We start from the raw sequence: 17241 nt of genomic DNA, 5'->3' as shown, positions 1-17241 counted from the left end.
TAAAAAATCTCCCAGACTGTAATAAAAGCCGGGATAATTCTCCCGGCTTTTACATAGTAGGTCTAAATCAGTAACCAATCAAAGCTTAGGTGTCGCCATATGGAGCACTCTTTCTTTGATCTCCTGTGTACGTCCCTGGTTCCAGAACTGTGTTCCGATATAACCGCAGGTACGTCTTGCTACATTCATCTTGTTCTGGTCTCTGTTACCGCAATTAGGGCACTCCCAAATAAGCTTTCCGTCTGTATCTGTAACAATCTTGATCTCCCCATCATAACCGCAGCATTGACAGAAATCTGATTTGGTATTGAGCTCAGCATACATGATGTTTTCATATATATATTTCATTACTGAAATAACCGCTTCAATATTGCTATTCATATCAGGTACTTCTACATAGCTTATTGCTCCGCCGGGCGAAAGTGCCTGGAACTCGGACTCAAACTTAAGCTTTGTAAATGCATCGATCTGCTCAGTAACATGAACATGATAGCTGTTTGTAATGTAGTTTTTGTCTGTAACGTCAGGAATAATTCCAAAACGCTTCTGCAGACATTTTGCAAATTTATATGTTGTTGACTCAAGAGGTGTTCCGTAAAGGCTGAATGAAATATTTGTCTCAGCTCTCCACTTAGCACACTTGTCGTTGAGGAACTGCATTACTTTTAATGCGAAGTCTTTTCCCTTAGCATCTGTATGGGAAACGCCCTTCATATATCTTGTACATTCGCAAAGACCTGCATATCCGAGTGATATTGTCGAATAGTTTCCAAAGAGAAGATTATCGATTGTCTCACCCTTCTGAAGTCTTGCAAGTGCACCGTTCTGCCAAAGAATAGGAGCTACATCGGAAGGTGTTCCGAGAAGTCTCTCATGTCTGCACATGAGTGCTCTCTTACAGAGTTCTGTTCTCTCTTCCATTATCTCCCAGAACTTTTTCTCATCCTTATTTGATGTACATGCTACGTCTACAAGGTTGATTGTAACAACGCCTTGATTGAATCTTCCGTAGTATTTGTGATCGCCCTCTTTGTAGTTCTGCGCATGAGCCTTGTTGCCCTTGTTGCACAATCCTTCGGGAACATTCTCGTTGTCGGGAGTAAGGAAACTTCTGCATCCCATGCAAGGATAAACGTCTCCGCCCTTAAGTTCCTTCATCTTCTTAGCTGAGATGTAGTCGGGAACGAGTCTCTTTGCTGTACACTTGGCAGCAAGCTCTGTGAGATACCAGTACTTGGAATCCTCATGGATGTTGTCCTCGTCAAGAACGTAGATAAGCTTAGGGAATGCAGGTGTGATAAGCTGTCCCTTTTCGTTCTTAACTCCGGTGATACGCTGCTTGAGCATTTCCTCGATGACCATGGCAAGGTCTTCTCTTGTCTGTCCTTCGGGAACTTCATCAAGATACATATAAACTGTTATGAAAGGTGCCTGTCCGTTTGTGGTCATAAGTGTGATGACCTGATACTGGATTACCTGACATCCTCTCTCTACTTCTTTTTTTACACGCATCTCTGCGATGTCATTTACCTGCTTCTTGTTGATCTTCATTCCGGCTGTCTCGAACTCGAGAGCAACTTCCTTACGGAATTTCTGTCTGCTGACATCAACAAAAGGAACAAGGTGTGAAAGTGTGATACTCTGTCCGCCGTACTGTGAGCTTGCAATCTGCGCGATCGCCTGTGTTGCGATGTTGCATGCTGTAGAGAAGCTCTTGGGACGTTCTATCATTGTCTCTGAAATAACTGTTCCGTTCTGAAGCATATCCTCCAGATTTACAAGGCAACAGTTATGCATATGCTGTGCGAAATAATCAGAATCATGGAAATGGATAAGTCCTGCCTCATGCGCTCTTACCACGTCTTCGGGCAAAAGAAATCTTCTGGTAATGTCCTTACTAACCTCACCGGCCATGTAATCTCTCTGTACGCTATTTACTGTAGGATTCTTATTGGAGTTTTCCTGCTTAACTTCCTCGTTATTGCACTCAATAAGAGACATAATCTGCTCATCAGTCGTGTTAGACTTTCTGACAAGAGCATGTTTATAGCGGTATGTAATGTATTTTCTGGCAACCTCGTACTTGCCTGATTTCATGAGTCCATCCTCAACCATATCCTGGATTTCCTCAACGCTTGCTGCACGAGTAAGAGATGCGCACTGATTCTCCACGCTTCTTTCGATGTCGCTGATCTGGCCTGCGGTTAATTTCTTCTCGTCGGTAACTTCGTTATTTGCCTTCTCAATAGCCGCAAGAATCTTATTGCCATCAAATGCAACTTCTTTACCGCTTCTCTTAATGATCTTCATAAGAACCCCCTTCTTTTATTTTACAAAAAAACTGTTTTCGCAATCACGATGTTTTCTAATCGAATAACAATATATTGTGGTCGCATAACTATGATAATACTTTATCTAGTAAAAAACAAGAAGGAGAATTATTATTTTTTTCTTACATTTTCTAACCGATTATGTAGTATTTTCAAATGTTCAAGCTCTGTCTCACTCGTTATCGGTTTTCCGGAATAAAAATATTCTGTTTTCGATTGTTCCAACATCTTGTGTACATCATCAAAAATAACTACATTATCTGGTGCCTTAGATAATTCTATTCCGAGAACCTCAGCTAAATGCTTTACTGTACCGTGATTTCCATCAATAAGAAGGGTCTCATCACCAAAAATCTGTCTGTACGCAGGTTTAAAGTAGTTAAAGTGCGTACATCCAAGTACAAGTGCACAATATTCTTCCATATTATATGGTTCAAACTGTTTCTTTATATAATCAAGGACCTCTTCCGAATCAAACTCAGCTCTTTCCGCAAACTCAACGAGCCTTGGCATCGGCAGAAGGTCTACTCTGTGATGTTCATCTACTCTGTGCAGAAGGTCTTTTAACTTATCTTCTCTAATGGTCACGGGGGTCGCGATTACCATAATACGCTTCTTATCCGTTCCCTCAACAGCGGGCTTTACAGCCGGTTCCATTCCCAAGATAGGAATGCTGTATCTTTTCCTAAGTTCCTTAATTGCTACGCTGGTTGCGGTATTACAAGCTACTACTATCGCTTCCGCTCCCCTTTCAAGCAAAAACTCCGTGATGCCGATCGAATAACTAAGGATCTGCTCCGGGGTTTTTAATCCATACGGTACATGCTCTGTATCAGCGTAAAATATGTAATTTTGCTCCGGAAGGTAATGATAGGCTTCATGAAGCACAGAAAGCCCACCTATCCCGGAATCAAAAATACCGATCTTCATTTTTGATTTCCTCTGTATATGCTATACTTTAATTATGAATGATAAAAAAATTGACGAACTTCAGAAATTGTACGACAACTCAAAAGTCGGTGCCTTGGTTCAGGAGATTTGCGAATATTACGCAACAAGAGATGACTATGAAGACAACTCCTATCAGGAAGAAATTGAACCTCATGAAGTAGTTGAGTCTGTTTATATTCTCTTTTGTCTACAGAGCAGAGAACAGATACTTGATGAATTCTCTCTTATACAGAAAAAATATCCTTCTCTGTATACCTGTGTCAGTGCCCTGCACAACAATCTTCTGGTAAATATGGATTATCGTCTGCTGGAGGCAAGTTCTGCCCAAAAAATCGCAGACTATGCCAAGGATACCACTTCCGATGAAATTCTCACCCACGCTGATACTTTTTCACGTTCGGAAAGTTCTCTATCGGAAGCAATGGATAAATTCTACTCTTGGCTTCACTCAAGGATTCTCGCTTAGATAATCCATAGATGCGTACACTGCCTTACCTTTATAATTAATAAGTGCCCATGATCCGTCATTGCTTACTGCAATTCTCTTAAGTTCATCTCCGTCTTTTGCCTTAGTAACGATATCACTGCTCGTGCTTGGCGAAGATCTGAGATTCAGGAACTCATAATTTACAACAACTTTATCATTTGTCTCCGTATATCCTTCGGGGATATCAATATCACCTTTTCCACCCCCGTTATCATCCTCACTATCGTCATCGCCATCTTTATCTTTCTGCGATTCCGTAGCTGTTTTTTCAGAATCAGGAGAAGCTACCTTATTAATAAGCTTCGCCTTTACAATAAACACAAGACACATGAGAATAATTATTCCGGTAACAACAGAAGCGATTCTTACCATCAAGAGCTTTGTCTGCTCATCGATTCCGTTATCATCATAATAATCTTCATCATATTCATCTTCGTAATAATCTCTTCCACGACGGCGATAGCGATCATCATCACGATAATCATCTCTCTCGTCACGGCGTCTCGGACGATCGTCTCTTCTCGGCATATATTCGTCATCACGACGTCTCGAACGATCATCTCTTCTTGGTGCATATTCATCATCGCGATATCTTAGACGGCCATCATCTCTTCTTGGCGGGTATCCATCATCACGACGCATAGGGCGATCATCACCTCTTCTTGGCGGGTATCCATCATCTCGGCGCATAGAACGTTCCTCATCTCTTCTCGGCGGGTATCCATCATCACGACGCATGGGGCGATCATCATCTCTTCTCGGCGGATATCCATCATCACGACGCATGGGACGCTCGTCATCTCTTCTCGGCGGGTATCCGTCATCACGGCGCATTGCGCGATCATCATCTCTTCTCGGCGGATATCCATCATCTCGGCGCATAGGACGATCGTCGTCTCTTCTTGGGATTCGACTGTCATCACGATTATCTGCGCGCTCTCTTCTTTGCATATCAGGGTCTTCAGGTTGTCCGTCAGTTTGCTCTCTTTGGCGGAAATATGCCTCGCGCTCTTCCGCATTGAAAAAATTATAGGGATCGGCAATCTCGATATCACCCGCATCCTCATGCTGATTATTCTCAGATACGGTGTTTACCTGTGGTATATCCTGAGTCTGACCGACATTGTCCTGATTATTGGCATGATCGTTATGGTCATCATAATCACGCTGATCATCATGGTTACTCTGTCCGTAATTCTGACCTTCGTAATCCTGCTGATCATCCTCATGCCCGTCATAGTCCTGTTCATCATAAGCCTGACCATCATAATCACGGCTATCGTAGTCATGCTTGTCATAATCCTGCATGTCTTCATACATATCGCCCGTATAATATCTCTCGTCCGGATCGTATGTATCGTAGTCATCTCTCTTCCTATAATTTTCAAAGTTTGTAATCTTTGGCAAAACCTTAATCTCCTCTTTAAAAAGGTGCTGACTGTTAAGCCAGCACTTTATCGATTATAGACTGTAATTTTGTCTTGTTCTGAGCTCCTATTGCTGTCTCAGTAAGCTCTCCATTCTTGAATAAAGCGAACATCGGAATGGACATTACATTGTACTTCTGAGCTATGTCGGGTGCCTGGTCAACATTTATCTTTCCGACCTTGAGCTCTCCTTCGTATTCCTCTGCAAGTTCGTCTATAACAGGTGACATCATCTTACATGGTCCGCACCAGTCTGCTGCAAAATCAACAAGCACCGGCAAGTTACTTTTCAAAACTTCTTCTTCGAAGTTCTGACTGTTTAGCGTGTAGTCCATAGGTTAGTCCCCCTTTCTACTGATCACGTACTTAAAAATCGGATTTCCAAGTGACGAAAACTTTTCCTCATATTCAGTCATCACATTTCCTTCGTTCATGACTTCATCATTATGAAGGTCGTATGTAATGGCATCAATATTCCATCCTGCAGGCTCTACCTCATCGCGTGCGAATGTGAAAAGGCCTTCATTATCAGTCTTAAATTCCACAACGCCGTCCTCTTTTAATATTTTATCATATCGCTTCAGAAACTCGCGGGAAGGAAGTCGCCTTTTGGCATGTCTGTCCTTTGGCCAAGGATCTGAAAAGTTCAAATAAATTCTACCAACTTCTGATTCATCAAATACTTCCGTAATATCTTCCGCATCCATTCTTATAAAGATAACATTTGGAAGTTGCAACTCTTCCTGCTTCTGTATCGCACGAAGAAGTACGCTCGAATATTTTTCTATTCCTACATAATTAATATTAGGATGAAGCGCCGCCATATCCATGATGAAACGACCCTTGCCCATTCCTATCTCGATATGAATCTCATTATCGTTTCCAAATATTTCTTTTTTCCAAAGTCCTTTTTTCTGCTCAGGGTCCTTAACAGTGTACTTACTCTCAGCAATAACTTCTCTCGAACCCGCTATATTACGTAATCGCATTTTTTAAATTCCACCTATCCTTTATAAAGAATTTTACAACATTTGCCCTTGAATGGGAAGTATTGTATTATTTACATACTATGAACTTTTTTAATGACTTCCATAATAAAAACAGAATAAGATGTATCGCTGCTTCATTCTCAATGTTTTTTGCAGCTTTTTTTATGTTGCAAACAGCAGTCCACGCAGAAACAGGCGATCCCACCGAAGAGGCACTTAAGCAAAAAGAAGCTCCGATTCAAAGTAATTCCATACAAGGATGGCCCGAAGGACCTGTCATACCGGCAGAAGCTGCCATTTTGATGGATGCGAATACGAAGACTATTCTCTATTCGAAAAATATCGATGAGAAACTCTATCCCGCAAGTACGACAAAAATTATGACTTGTCTTCTTGCTGTGGAGAATGCCAAATTGGATGAGCAGGTTGTTTTCTCTCACGATGCTGTCTTTAGTGTTCCAAGAGACGGATCTAATCTCGGAATAGATGAAGGTGAATCAATTTCTCTTGAAGAAGCTCTTTTCGGAATTATGGTTGGAAGTGCAAACGAAGTTGCCAATGCGGTCGCTGAACATGTAGGCGGAAGCATAGACAAATTTGTTGATATGATGAATTCCCGGGCAAAAGAACTTGGATGTAAGAATACTCACTTTTCAAACACCAACGGTATTCAAGCTGACGATCACTATACCAGCGCCTATGACCTTGCACTTATCGCCAGAGAATTCTTTAGTAACGATCTGTTATGTAAAGTCGGAAATACTCCAAACTACCATTTTACCGCAACAGAAACACAGCCTGATGAATTCCCTGTCCACAACAAGCATAAGCTTATAAACGGTGAGATTAAATATGACGGCATCGTTGGAGGTAAAACAGGTTATACAGATCTTGCCCGTGAAACTCTTGTTACATGCGCGGAAAGAGACGGTATGAGACTTATCTGTGTTGTACTTAAAGATGAGTCACCGGAACAGTTCAATGATACAGTTACACTTTTCAATTACGGCTTCAATAATTTCCGTGCTGAGAAAGTTGCTGATGTGGACAAAAGATATATGCCGGATGATTCTCTTTTCTTTGAGTCAGATAATGATGTGTTTGGTAAATCGGGAACAATCCTTAATCTTAATCCAAAAGATTATGTTATTCTTCCCGTCAATGCATCTGTTGAAGATACCGACTTTGAGATCTCATATGATTTTACTCCTGAAGAACAGGCTAAGGCAGGCAATGCTCTTGCAAAGGTTATATACAGCTACAAAGGTATCCCTATAGGAAACGCCCATGTATGCTACTTTGAACAGAACGGAACACCCTCACAATTAGCCAATGCGTATCATTCGATTTTTATCAATGTAAAGATACTTATTATGTGTGCCGGAGTCTTTGTTGTTCTAATGACCTTAGTCGCGTCTGTTGCAACAAGGATTGCAGCTAACAGAACATTCCATAGCAGAAGCGACCGAATTAGATACAACAGGAGAAAGCGAGAATTTAATAAAGGACATATCCGGTATAAAAAAATATATATTATTGTAGCTGTTATAGTTATCGCAATTATCTGCTTCGGTTTGTTTATCTTTTTTAATTCCAAATCACAAAAAGATACTCATACAAAAAATACGGATGAGATTAAACCGGAAACACCTGTTATAGAAGAATCAGCTGATAACATGGATGTGTGGAAAGAAAATCATTTAAAGGTAAAAGGCATATATGTCACAGGTCCAACAGCCGGAACAGATAAGCTTGACGATATCATTAGTCTTATAAACGAAACAGAACTAAATACAATTGTTCTTGATGTTAAAGATGACAATGGAAACATTACCTTTAAAATGGATAATGAAAATGTCATAGAAATGAACTCCGGCATTGCCTACATAAAAGACATTAGTGCACTTTTAAAAAAGTTAAAAGAAAATGATATATATGTAATTGCAAGAATAGCTTGTTTCAAAGATCCTATATTGGCAAAAGCTCATCCTGAGCTTGCTCTTACATCTTCTGACAATACACCTATAACTGATGCCAATGGGAATGCTTGGGTGAACCCATGTAAAGAAGAAGTGTGGAATTATATTATTAGCCTTGTGAACAGTTGTTGTGCTCTCGGTTTTGATGAAGTGCAACTTGATTATGTTAGATTTCCGGTTGGACAAAAAGCTGATGATGCCTTATATGATCTCGTTTCAGATGATGATGATGCCCGTAGAAATTATATCACTGAGTTCTTAGCCAAAGTAACTGAAGAGGGGCATAAACATAACATTCCTGTATCAGCTGATGTTTTTGGAACAATAATCAATAGTAACAAAGACTCAAAACACGTCGGCCAGGATTATGTAAATCTTGTCTCCAATTTAGATATCATCTGTCCAATGATCTATCCATCTCATTATGCAGACGGAGAATTTAAATTAGATGTTCCCGATGCCCATCCTTACGATACGGTTAATAAAGCACTTGAAAAATCTAATGAAATCTTAAAGCCAATTTCAAATAATAATCATGCTGTTATTCGGCCATGGCTTCAAGCGTTCACCGCAACCTGGGTAAAAGGACATATAAAATATGAGGGAAAAGAAATACGAGCGCAAATCCAAGCCGTATATGACGCCGGTTATGACGAATGGATACTATGGAATTCTAATAGCAATTACAATATTGATGCATTAACAAAAAGCTGAAAAAAGCAGAACCCATTATATTATGGGGTCTGCCTTTTTTTTACCTTCCTCTGTCTTTGTTTCATGGTCTCAACTTCTTCAGGTGAAATGAACCTGCAAGTTTTGACAACATATAGTCTTCCGTTCTCAGCTTTTTTTATCCTGACTTTTGCCTTCATAAAACCATGCTTGTCACAACATGCAACTGCATAGTAATGTTTGCCGTTTGGAGAAAACCATTTTATCTTACGTCTTATGTTCTTATGACATATATAGCACTTGGTGCTCATTATCTCCATATTTTCAAGGATATCTTCTTTGGTATCAAATTCCCTTGAAATATATTTTTCATAGTTGTCAAAAACAATCTTGATTTCCTGCTTCTTGGTCTTAGGTGTTACATAGGTGTCAAAAGATATCCTCTCAAGAACTCTTTCTTTAAACCTCTGAAAAATCCTTGCCGTGTACTCCGCATCCCCCAGTGCTCTGTGGAACGGATTATCCGTATTAAGTCCCAGCTCTTCTACAGCCGATGAAAGTGCCTTTCTGGTACGTCCGTCATCAAACGCAAGACTATAGAGTTTTTGTACATCATAAAATGCAAGTGGTCTGTCCGATAAAAGCGGCATTCCAAAGAAGTCTAAATTCCTCTGAAATTCTGTAAGATCAAGAGGTCCCCAACTGCAGAATTTTGGATCCTCTCCGCACCATTCCAAAAACTCTTTTGCCGCATCACAAAAATCTTCTCCGTTTTCAAGGTCTTCCATAGACAGATGAATAAGCTTTCCCGTTATCTTGTGCATCTGCTTGTGAACCTTAGGTTTTATCAGTTTTGAAAACTCGCCTATCTTAACCCTTTTCTCATTTAATTTCACAGCGCCTATTTCAACTATTTCGAATGAAAGAGTTTTACCGTCTATTGTAACAGGCGCTTCACCCTGATTCCACTCAAGGTCAAATACAATGTAATTACCCATAAAAAATCGCCTTCCTGTCAGGCTCCATTATACAAAAATTTTTACTTTTATAAACAGTCTGCCTTTTCTGGTCGTATTCTCTGTTCCGAGATAAATAAATTTGCCGTGTCCTCTTACCGAAACTCTGGCTCCTTCTTTGAGGTCATATCCGCCGCTATATGCAGTGCGTCCGTCTATGTATACAGACTCCACTTCAATAAGCCTCTGCGCTTCCGATCTAGAAAGGTGATAAACAAAAGAAAGAATTGCATCTATTCTCTCCGATGCAACCGTGCCTCCGATTTCTTCGAATTTGGGTTCGATGTTGCACTCGGAAGATTTTACTGTTTCGCACTTCACGGAAGTATGCTTAATTCTAATAAGTTCTTTGCATATCATTTCTGCGATGTCACAAGTGGCATAAAGATACGCTTCATTTTCTCCTGCAAAGATATCTCCGATCTGATCTCTTTCTATTCCAAGATTCATGACCGCTCCGAGATAGTCTCTGTGACTGAGATTATCGGCGAATTTTGCATTCACCGGTTTTATTCTCACACAGGCAAGAACAGAAGGCTCTTCCTGCTCCGCCATTATAAAGCTCGCTTCATCCATGTAATCTGGGAGGAAACATACCATCGCTCTTTCAGCGTCTTTATTACCTCCGTACATAACGAAATGCGCACCATGATATTCGTGTACATTTGCAGGTATTTTTTCACTCGCAAGTATGTTGTAAAAAAGCGCCTGCTCGGATACGGACAAGAAGTCCGTGTGAGTGACAAAATTATTCATGTAAGCTCTTGTAGCAAGATCCTTTGCTCTTCCCGCAAGATAATCGCGTGATTTTTCTTCGTTCATTTTATATTTCTCAGATATTCCTTATGATCCATTTTCTTTCCGTCAAGAACAGCCTCTGTCAGGTTGTCTTTTCCGTCGTAAACAAGCTTCAGTGAAAAGAAGTCTTTTCTCTCTTCCAAGAGTTTAAAAAATATCTTGTCTCCTTCCCATAGATTGAGTCCGTAAACTTCACTCTTTTTTATCCATTCAAGTTTTCCTTCATCACAGTCACTCGGCTCTTCGTTTGGAGCAGGTGCGGTAAAGAGGGACATAAGCTCGTAGTCTCCTTTGCCGGAAACAAAGGTCACAAGTCCTCTGAAATTAAGCTCCTCTTTTGGTATGTCATAACCTGTCTCTTCAAGTATCTCTCTGTGCATACATTCTTCGGGACTTTCATCCTCTTCAAAGTGCCCTCCGACTCCGAGCCATTTGTCTTTGCTGATGTCGTTCTTTTTGGAGACTCTGTGGAGCATAAGATATCTGTCACCGCATTCGATGTAACACAAAGTTGTAAGTATGTCGTGCATTTATAACTCCCGTTGTAATGTGTTTATGGTTTTGAGTTTATTCTCTGAATAATCTTTTGCTTTTTATCTGTGTAATTTGTTATCGGATAACAGGGTAAAAAAAGGCTTAAAACGCACCTGCTTTTTATCCCCGGTTTTTGTGGTGAATTTCTTATCGTCAAAAATGCTGAAGCCCACTAACGGTGCAGTTTTTCGCGATTTTTACAAATCTAAAAATCACCCCGAAATTTATCCCGATTTTTACTCTGTTTTTTATCCGTATTTTTTCTCGAAAACAACTCTTAAATCAACCTTCAAATTTACTCTGTATCGTTCATTTTTAAGAGCGTATTATTACATCAATGTTTAAGTGATTCTGTCCAATATTTTTGTCCGTAAATATCTGTGAAACAATATGTCTCAAGAACCGCTCCGTCACCTACGGGAACATTGCTTATTTTCATATCGGACATTGCCCCTTTTACTGTGTATTTTTCTCCCAGTAAATAAGCCTTCTTGAAAGCCCTGTCATATCCGTAGAAATCACAGGTAAAATCAATCTCATCTCCCGCCTGCAATTCTGTGAGGTTCTTTGCTATGGTCTCTGTCTCGCCTTCAACGTAGTCATAGCAAACACCAGCAACATACCCGTCTTCATTGTCCGAATCAAACACGAGAATGAGATTCGCTTTTTGTCCATTTAAAAGACACGGAACTCTGCCTGTTATTGCATAGCTTTCTTCAGTTACCTGAACGTCTACCACATAGTAGGCTACAACATTGCCGTCAATTGCAAGCCAGGTCTTGTCGTTCTGCGACCTCAAATTTCCACTCTCATCAAAGTCGAAAACATTATCCATTCCAAGGTCTATGTATCCCTCACCGTCATCATAGAACATATTCAGGTCGAGTTCATGTACCATTTTCCACTGGTCTTCTGACAGGCTTATAACGTCTTCTCCGGCAGTATTTTTTGTCCACATAAGAGCGGACTCATCAAACCTGTTAGAAGCAATGTATTTTGCTGCCTTTTCCACATCAAGACTTTTACCGAGGAATGCTGTGTTGGAAGAATTAAGTCCCGACACGCTGCTAAAGTCACTTGAAAGGAAGGTCGTAAGAAGCTGTGTTATCATCTCCGCAGAAGCATCCGAATTTCCGCTTCCGGAAAGCTCTCCAAAAATGGATGGTAAAGGTGTCTGTGAACCACCCGCTGCAACCTGTCCCGCAACCTCCATAGAAGCAAAGTTCTGAATGCACTTTGCATACTCTTTATCCATGCCGATATCTTCATAGGTATTTACCATCGAATCTACCTTATGTGTTTTCTTATAAGGGAAGTAGATGGAAAGCCCGTACGAGTTGGTCATATTTGAGCTTGTTTTGTTGTATTTTATTGCGCTTTTTAAGGTCGCCACAAGTTCTTTTGCATCATCTGTTCCAACCCTGTTTGCAAAGTCCACAAGATCGACCTGATCTATCTTTGAAGAAGCCGCAAATTCTCTTGTATTTCCTCTCGCATTTGAAACCGTTTTATAGTTGTCACTATTTATCATTTCAGAGGTGCTTTTTGAGAAGTCGGCAAGCTCTGTCGGAACTGTCTGCGAAATCTCCGCAAGATCTGTTATTGAAAGTGTTGTTTTTTGACCCGGACAAGTCTGCGCACATGTGCTTGTAAAAGAGTCGATAATATTCTTTCCGATATTTATCGTCTCCATCGATGTATTTTTTCCAAGTTCTGTAAGCCAGTCTGTGTAGTACCAACCGACTCCCGGTTCTGTCTCTTCGGATGCCACGAGATAATCCGCGTAATTAGACACTACAAGGGCGTTCTCAACAGTCGCCATAAGACATGTGTCAAAGCCGACAAAATCGAACGTCACTCCGCCGTCTTTAAGTGCCTTATTAATTCCTGCCAAAGACATGGCTCCTGCGGTCTGGAATTTTTCATCGTATCCGTATCCACCTGTAGACCCACCGCCGTGGTCCCAAAAAATAAGCTCATATCTGTCCGCAGGAAAGTTCTTTGCAGACCACTTGATATAGTCCGACAAAGTCTCTGCTTTTGTCATAGGTAAGTTACCTACGTTATTCACAAGAGGATTAAGCTTACCATCCTTTATCTGATATATCTGATTTGTGGCATTGGAAATTACATTGTTCTGCCACTGCTTACAGCCGCCTGTATAAACAAGGAGATTTATCTTATCACCAATGTCTGCTTTCATCATCTCCTGAATGTCCCTTGAAGCCATTCCGTTTCGGGACTCAAGATCTGCTCCGCACATGTAGACCATAATCGTGATATTATCCTGTCCGTTCCCCTTAATTACAGTCCTTTTTTCACGTGCTCTGCTGTCCACACTTGTGTTAAGATTTCCTGTGTTTGGAGTGTCACTCCAGGTTGCCGAATTTGCTCCCGATCCTGTGTATGAACCGTAGCCACCAAAAAGCTGGCCAAGAATCGATCCGGCTGCCCCTGAATTTCCGCCCTGTGAAGTCTGTGAATTCTGTGCGGTATTTGCAGGTGTTTGAGTTGCGGGCGATATATCAGTCTGTCCGCCTCCCAACATAGTCGAAAGTCCACCGCCTCCGGCCAGGAACAAAAGCACTATTATCATAAAGAGTGGATTTACCCCTCTCCCTGAGCGCTTCATTCCACCGCCGTTTTCCGACGGTCCGGATCCCGATGAATACCCACTGCTATTACCTACAGGACCGGTTCCGAGTCCCTCGCCTCTTTTGTGTACTCCGGAACCTCCTTCAGTGACATTCTTTTTTCTTCCAACAGGTCTGTTCTCCATTGCTTCCCTCCAGACTTATTTTTCATACAGATTTTTTGTAGAAAAAATGATATGACAATATCAGAAATTACTTCCATTCCATCCCCACTGATCTGCGGGTGTATATTTTATATAGATATGGTCCGGTTTAATATCGAGCACATCACCAAAGATTTCTGTTATCTTTTCTGTGAGCTTTTCAAACGCATCCGGATTTGCTTTTCCAAATATCATTACTTCAACGAATGCTGTAGGCAGAGAATTGTCTCCTCTAAAGTACAAATGATACCCGTCTTCGAACCCTGTCATAAGCCAGTTCTCACTCTTTCCCGGAATGAGCTCTATTGCTTTTCCAAGTTCTGTCTTTAACTTTGTCTCCTGTTCCTTTGAAATTGTTATGCTTATTTTTGAATTTATAAAAGGCATATTTTGTCTCCCTTCGTCTACTTTCTTTCCCAATTTATTATACATTATATTGCAGATTGGTTTCATATTAGTTTGTCTTTATCAACGCTTCTGCATTATCTTTGTCGTATTTTCAATTATTTTCATTCTGTTTCTTCTATATATTATTTACTGTAATAAAGTGCATTTTCCTCTTTGCAACACCGCGTCAAAGTGATAAAGTATATATGGTCTTTATTATCAATAAGAAATTTTTACTTGTAAGGTGACTTCAATGGTATCATCCGACGCATATTTGCAAGAACTTCTACGCCGGTATCAGGCAAATTTCGATGTCACAGAAAACTATAAATTTGGTGAAATCCTTTTCCCTGCCTATGCCTTTTTTCATTCGATGAGTGAGAAATATGTTCTTAGAAAAGAAGCTCAGCTTTGGGCTGTCAAAACTTTTGAACATGTTTTTTTTATAAAAGAGAATTCTTTTTCACCGGAAAAAATTGATGAGATAAAAGAGCTGATCATTCAAAAGATAGAACCTGAATTTGTCCGCAAGAATGATAAGTATCCCGAAAAGGATCACATGATCTCTTACATTACTTTTGTTGTGTTATGCGATTCTGCTCCCGATCCTCAGACAAAAAAACTGATTAAGAAATTTCATTTTGATAAGGGATATCTTCTTAACTTCAGAGGTCACAGCGAAGCAAGACTCGCCGTTGCGACCATGGACACCAAGGAGGTCTTTACCAATTACGTCGGCAAAGAGCTAAAATCTCTGCTCTTTGATATATACAAAAAAATGGAGGAATTGTTATGAATGCAGCAGTAATACTTTTAGTAAGCATTGCGCTTCTTGCTGCCGGATATGTATTTTACGGCAGCTGGCTCGCAAAGCAATGGGGAATTGACCCTTCACAGAAAACACCTGCGCATGAGCTCGAAGATGGTATCGACTATGTTCCTGCCAAAGCACCTGTTCTCATGGGTCACCACTTTTCATCAATCGCCGGAGCAGGCCCTATCAACGGACCTATTCAGGCAGCCGTTTTCGGATGGATTCCCGTTTTATTATGGGTAATCATCGGAGGCATTTTCTTTGGAGGAGTACATGATTTTGGTGCTCTCTTCGCTTCACTTCGTCACAAGGGTCAGTCAATCGGTGAGATCATCGATGATTCAATGGGCAAAAAAGCTAAGAGACTCTTTATCACATTTGGCTACCTTACTCTTCTTTTGGTCGTTGCTGCTTTCAGCTCAATTGTTGCAAGCACATTCGGTGTTACAACATCAACAGGCGCAGCAGTTGAAGGACCTACACTTGCAGCTAATCAGTCAACCGCTATGATCTCAATCCTTTTCATCCTTCTTGCGATGGTATTTGGATTCTTCGTTTACAGAAAGAATGCTCCCATCGGAGTTGCTTCTGTTTTCGGATGTCTTGGAATCGTTGCAGTTGTTGCCATCGGTCTTAACTTCCATCCTATCGCACTTTCTTACAATGCATGGATGTGGGTTATCGGTGTATATATTTTGATCGCATCCGTTACTCCTGTTTGGATCTTGTTACAGCCAAGAGATTACCTCAGCTCTTTCCTTCTTTACTTCATGATTGGAGCAGGTGTCATCGCAGTTCTTGGAGCTGTTGTTACAGGTAACGGTTCATTCCAGATTCCGGCTATGGGCGATGCAGCTCTTAAGGGAACAGGCGTATTTACAACAGGTACTGCTTTTCCTGCCCTCTTTGTTACAATCGCTTGCGGTGCTATTTCAGGTTTCCACTCACTTGTTTCATCAGGAACAACAGCTAAGCAGCTTGATAATGAAAAAGACGCTAAGCCTGTAGCTTACGGTTCAATGCTTATCGAGTGTGTAGTTGCAGTTATCTCTCTTCTTGCAGTTGGCTTTGTTTGGGCAGCTGCTTCAGACGGAACATACGCAAGCCCTACTCAGGTATTTGCCGGCGGACTTTCAGCAATGATCGGATCATTCGCTCCCGGTGCAAAAGACATTATGTACCAGATGCTCATCCTTGCGGTTTCAGTTTTCTGTCTCACATCTCTTGATACCGCTACTCGTCTTGCAAGATACATGTTCCAGGAATTCTTCCTTGAGCAGGGACAGACAGCAAAAGATGCAACAGGTTACAAGAAGGTTCTTGCAAATCCTTATGTTGCTACAGCAATCACAGTTGTACTCGGTGTTGCACTTGGTATGACAGGTTACACCAAGATTTGGCCATTGTTCGGTGCAGCTAACCAGCTTCTTGCAGCTATCGGTCTTCTTGCAGTTTGCACATGGCTCGGTGCTGTAGGTAAGAACAATAAGATGTTCTACATTCCTATGGTATTCATGCTTGCTGTTACAATCTGCTCACTCATTCAGACAATCACTGCTAAGCTTACAGCTTACACATCAGGATCTGCAGATGTTTGGGCACTTATTCAGGCACTTATCGCTGTGCTTCTCGTAGTACTCTCAGTTGTACTTGCAGTTATTTCTGCAAAGACTCTTCTCAAGCAGAAGTCTGAGAAAAAAAGCAATGAAAGCAAAGTAGCTTAATCATTTCTATATCCATAAAAAAGTGCCTATGGCACTTCAACTCCCCTGCCCCTCAATCATGAGGGGTGGGGTTGTTTTTTGCCATAAATCTTTCATAATAGTTTTATGAAGCGTAATACTCTACAAGAATTATTCATCGACCATTACGAAGAAGTTCAATATACTCTTCATCCACGATCATCTGTCATGGAAAACATAGACAAGATGATCAACTGTGGTGACCCTTCATTTGGCGGGGCCATGTATGGTTGCCCCAAATGCGGGAATTTTAAGTTTGTTCCTTTTCGATGTCATTCTCGTTTCTGTCCCTCTTGCGGTGCCAAGTACTCTATTGAG

The 17241-nt window shown here is 40.9% G+C and carries 15 protein-coding genes; 5 read left to right on the top strand and 10 right to left on the bottom strand.

The window, feature by feature from the left end:
• Positions 1-78 precede the first annotated feature (78 nt).
• Positions 79-2310 carry an anaerobic ribonucleoside-triphosphate reductase gene (gene nrdD, locus G628_RS0107920; protein WP_026656330.1) on the bottom strand — a complete coding sequence of 744 codons (2232 nt, stop codon included), beginning with the start codon at positions 2308-2310 and terminating at the stop codon, positions 79-81.
• Between the two features lie 131 nt (positions 2311-2441).
• Positions 2442-3260, bottom strand: coding sequence for a glutamate racemase (murI, locus tag G628_RS0107915; RefSeq protein ID WP_026667296.1), 819 nt, complete (start codon positions 3258-3260; stop codon positions 2442-2444).
• Positions 3261-3294: 34 nt separating this feature from the next.
• Between murI and G628_RS0107910 the strand changes: the two genes are divergently transcribed.
• Complete coding sequence (locus G628_RS0107910) at positions 3295-3747, top strand: hypothetical protein (protein WP_026667297.1); 453 nt, start codon at positions 3295-3297, stop codon at positions 3745-3747.
• Here the strand turns inward: G628_RS0107910 and G628_RS0107905 are convergent.
• The 3 genes from G628_RS0107905 to trmB are packed head-to-tail and all read right to left on the bottom strand — an operon-like array spanning position 3730 to position 6184.
• Positions 3730-5175, bottom strand: coding sequence for an SH3 domain-containing protein (locus tag G628_RS0107905; protein ID WP_027208885.1), 1446 nt, complete (start codon positions 5173-5175; stop codon positions 3730-3732). The genes G628_RS0107910 and G628_RS0107905 overlap by 18 nt on opposite strands.
• 34 nt (positions 5176-5209) lie before the next feature.
• Positions 5210-5530: a thioredoxin gene (trxA, locus tag G628_RS0107900; protein ID WP_026656325.1), complete on the bottom strand. Its 321-nt coding sequence runs from the start codon at positions 5528-5530 to the stop codon at positions 5210-5212.
• Positions 5531-5533: 3 nt separating this feature from the next.
• The gene (gene trmB, locus G628_RS0107895; RefSeq protein ID WP_026656324.1) at positions 5534-6184 is read right to left on the bottom strand and encodes a tRNA (guanosine(46)-N7)-methyltransferase TrmB; all 651 of its coding nucleotides are present in this window, start codon (positions 6182-6184) and stop codon (positions 5534-5536) included.
• A gap of 80 nt (positions 6185-6264) precedes the next feature.
• Between trmB and G628_RS18490 the strand changes: the two genes are divergently transcribed.
• Positions 6265-8877: a putative glycoside hydrolase gene (locus tag G628_RS18490; protein WP_196803734.1), complete on the top strand. Its 2613-nt coding sequence runs from the start codon at positions 6265-6267 to the stop codon at positions 8875-8877.
• Between the two features lie 20 nt (positions 8878-8897).
• Here G628_RS18490 and G628_RS0107880 read toward each other — a convergent pair whose 3' ends face one another.
• The 5 genes from G628_RS0107880 to G628_RS0107860 form a co-directional block, all read right to left on the bottom strand.
• Positions 8898-9833 (bottom strand): 3'-5' exonuclease, encoded by a 936-nt coding sequence (locus tag G628_RS0107880; protein ID WP_027208884.1) that lies wholly within the window; start codon positions 9831-9833, stop codon positions 8898-8900.
• Between the two features lie 27 nt (positions 9834-9860).
• Positions 9861-10673: a YlmH/Sll1252 family protein gene (locus tag G628_RS0107875; protein WP_027208883.1), complete on the bottom strand. Its 813-nt coding sequence runs from the start codon at positions 10671-10673 to the stop codon at positions 9861-9863.
• Positions 10670-11179, bottom strand: a complete 510-nt coding sequence (locus G628_RS0107870) for an NUDIX hydrolase (protein WP_026656321.1) — start codon at positions 11177-11179, stop codon at positions 10670-10672. The genes G628_RS0107875 and G628_RS0107870 overlap by 4 nt, the downstream gene beginning before the upstream one ends.
• 338 nt (positions 11180-11517) lie before the next feature.
• The gene (locus tag G628_RS0107865; RefSeq protein ID WP_026656319.1) at positions 11518-13962 is read right to left on the bottom strand and encodes a clostripain-related cysteine peptidase; all 2445 of its coding nucleotides are present in this window, start codon (positions 13960-13962) and stop codon (positions 11518-11520) included.
• 60 nt (positions 13963-14022) lie between these two features.
• Positions 14023-14367 carry a phenylpyruvate tautomerase MIF-related protein gene (locus G628_RS0107860; RefSeq protein ID WP_026513415.1) on the bottom strand — a complete coding sequence of 115 codons (345 nt, stop codon included), beginning with the start codon at positions 14365-14367 and terminating at the stop codon, positions 14023-14025.
• A 373-nt stretch (positions 14368-14740) separates the two neighbouring features.
• Here G628_RS0107860 and G628_RS16785 point away from each other — a divergent pair, with 373 nt between their 5' ends.
• The 3 genes from G628_RS16785 to G628_RS19330 form a co-directional block, all read left to right on the top strand.
• On the top strand, positions 14741-15163 hold the full coding sequence (locus G628_RS16785) for a hypothetical protein (protein WP_196803733.1): 423 nt from the start codon (positions 14741-14743) through the stop codon (positions 15161-15163).
• A complete protein-coding gene (locus tag G628_RS0107850) occupies positions 15160-16905 on the top strand; it encodes a carbon starvation protein A (RefSeq protein WP_027208882.1) in 1746 nt (581 codons plus the stop codon). The genes G628_RS16785 and G628_RS0107850 overlap by 4 nt, the downstream gene beginning before the upstream one ends.
• 105 nt (positions 16906-17010) lie before the next feature.
• Positions 17011-17241, top strand: a 231-nt coding sequence (locus G628_RS19330; protein WP_196803732.1) for a transposase zinc-binding domain-containing protein, incomplete at its 3' end; no start/stop codon positions are given.

Source organism: Butyrivibrio hungatei NK4A153 (genome assembly GCF_000424465.1).
Taxonomy (GTDB): Bacteria; Bacillota; Clostridia; order Lachnospirales; family Lachnospiraceae; genus Butyrivibrio; species Butyrivibrio hungatei_A.
The sequence above is the reverse complement of the archived record's forward strand: the minus strand, read 5'-3'. Positions and strand labels throughout refer to the sequence as shown.

Excerpts from the sequence above, each read along its gene's own strand:
- G628_RS0107875 (WP_027208883.1), bottom strand. The coding sequence starts at position 10,673 with ATGAACGAAGAAAAATCACGCGATTATCTTGCGGGAAGAGCAAAGGAT.
- G628_RS0107850 (WP_027208882.1), top strand. The coding sequence starts at position 15,160 with ATGAATGCAGCAGTAATACTTTTAGTAAGCATTGCGCTTCTTGCTGCC.
- G628_RS16785 (WP_196803733.1), top strand. The coding sequence starts at position 14,741 with ATGAGTGAGAAATATGTTCTTAGAAAAGAAGCTCAGCTTTGGGCTGTC.
- murI (WP_026667296.1), bottom strand. The coding sequence starts at position 3,260 with ATGAAGATCGGTATTTTTGATTCCGGGATAGGTGGGCTTTCTGTGCTT.
- trxA (WP_026656325.1), bottom strand. The coding sequence starts at position 5,530 with ATGGACTACACGCTAAACAGTCAGAACTTCGAAGAAGAAGTTTTGAAA.
- G628_RS0107865 (WP_026656319.1), bottom strand. The coding sequence starts at position 13,962 with ATGGAGAACAGACCTGTTGGAAGAAAAAAGAATGTCACTGAAGGAGGT.
- G628_RS0107910 (WP_026667297.1), top strand. The coding sequence starts at position 3,295 with ATGAATGATAAAAAAATTGACGAACTTCAGAAATTGTACGACAACTCA.
- G628_RS0107860 (WP_026513415.1), bottom strand. The coding sequence starts at position 14,367 with ATGCCTTTTATAAATTCAAAAATAAGCATAACAATTTCAAAGGAACAG.
- trmB (WP_026656324.1), bottom strand. The coding sequence starts at position 6,184 with ATGCGATTACGTAATATAGCGGGTTCGAGAGAAGTTATTGCTGAGAGT.
- G628_RS0107870 (WP_026656321.1), bottom strand. The coding sequence starts at position 11,179 with ATGCACGACATACTTACAACTTTGTGTTACATCGAATGCGGTGACAGA.
- G628_RS18490 (WP_196803734.1), top strand. The coding sequence starts at position 6,265 with ATGAACTTTTTTAATGACTTCCATAATAAAAACAGAATAAGATGTATC.
- nrdD (WP_026656330.1), bottom strand. The coding sequence starts at position 2,310 with ATGAAGATCATTAAGAGAAGCGGTAAAGAAGTTGCATTTGATGGCAAT.
- G628_RS0107880 (WP_027208884.1), bottom strand. The coding sequence starts at position 9,833 with ATGGGTAATTACATTGTATTTGACCTTGAGTGGAATCAGGGTGAAGCG.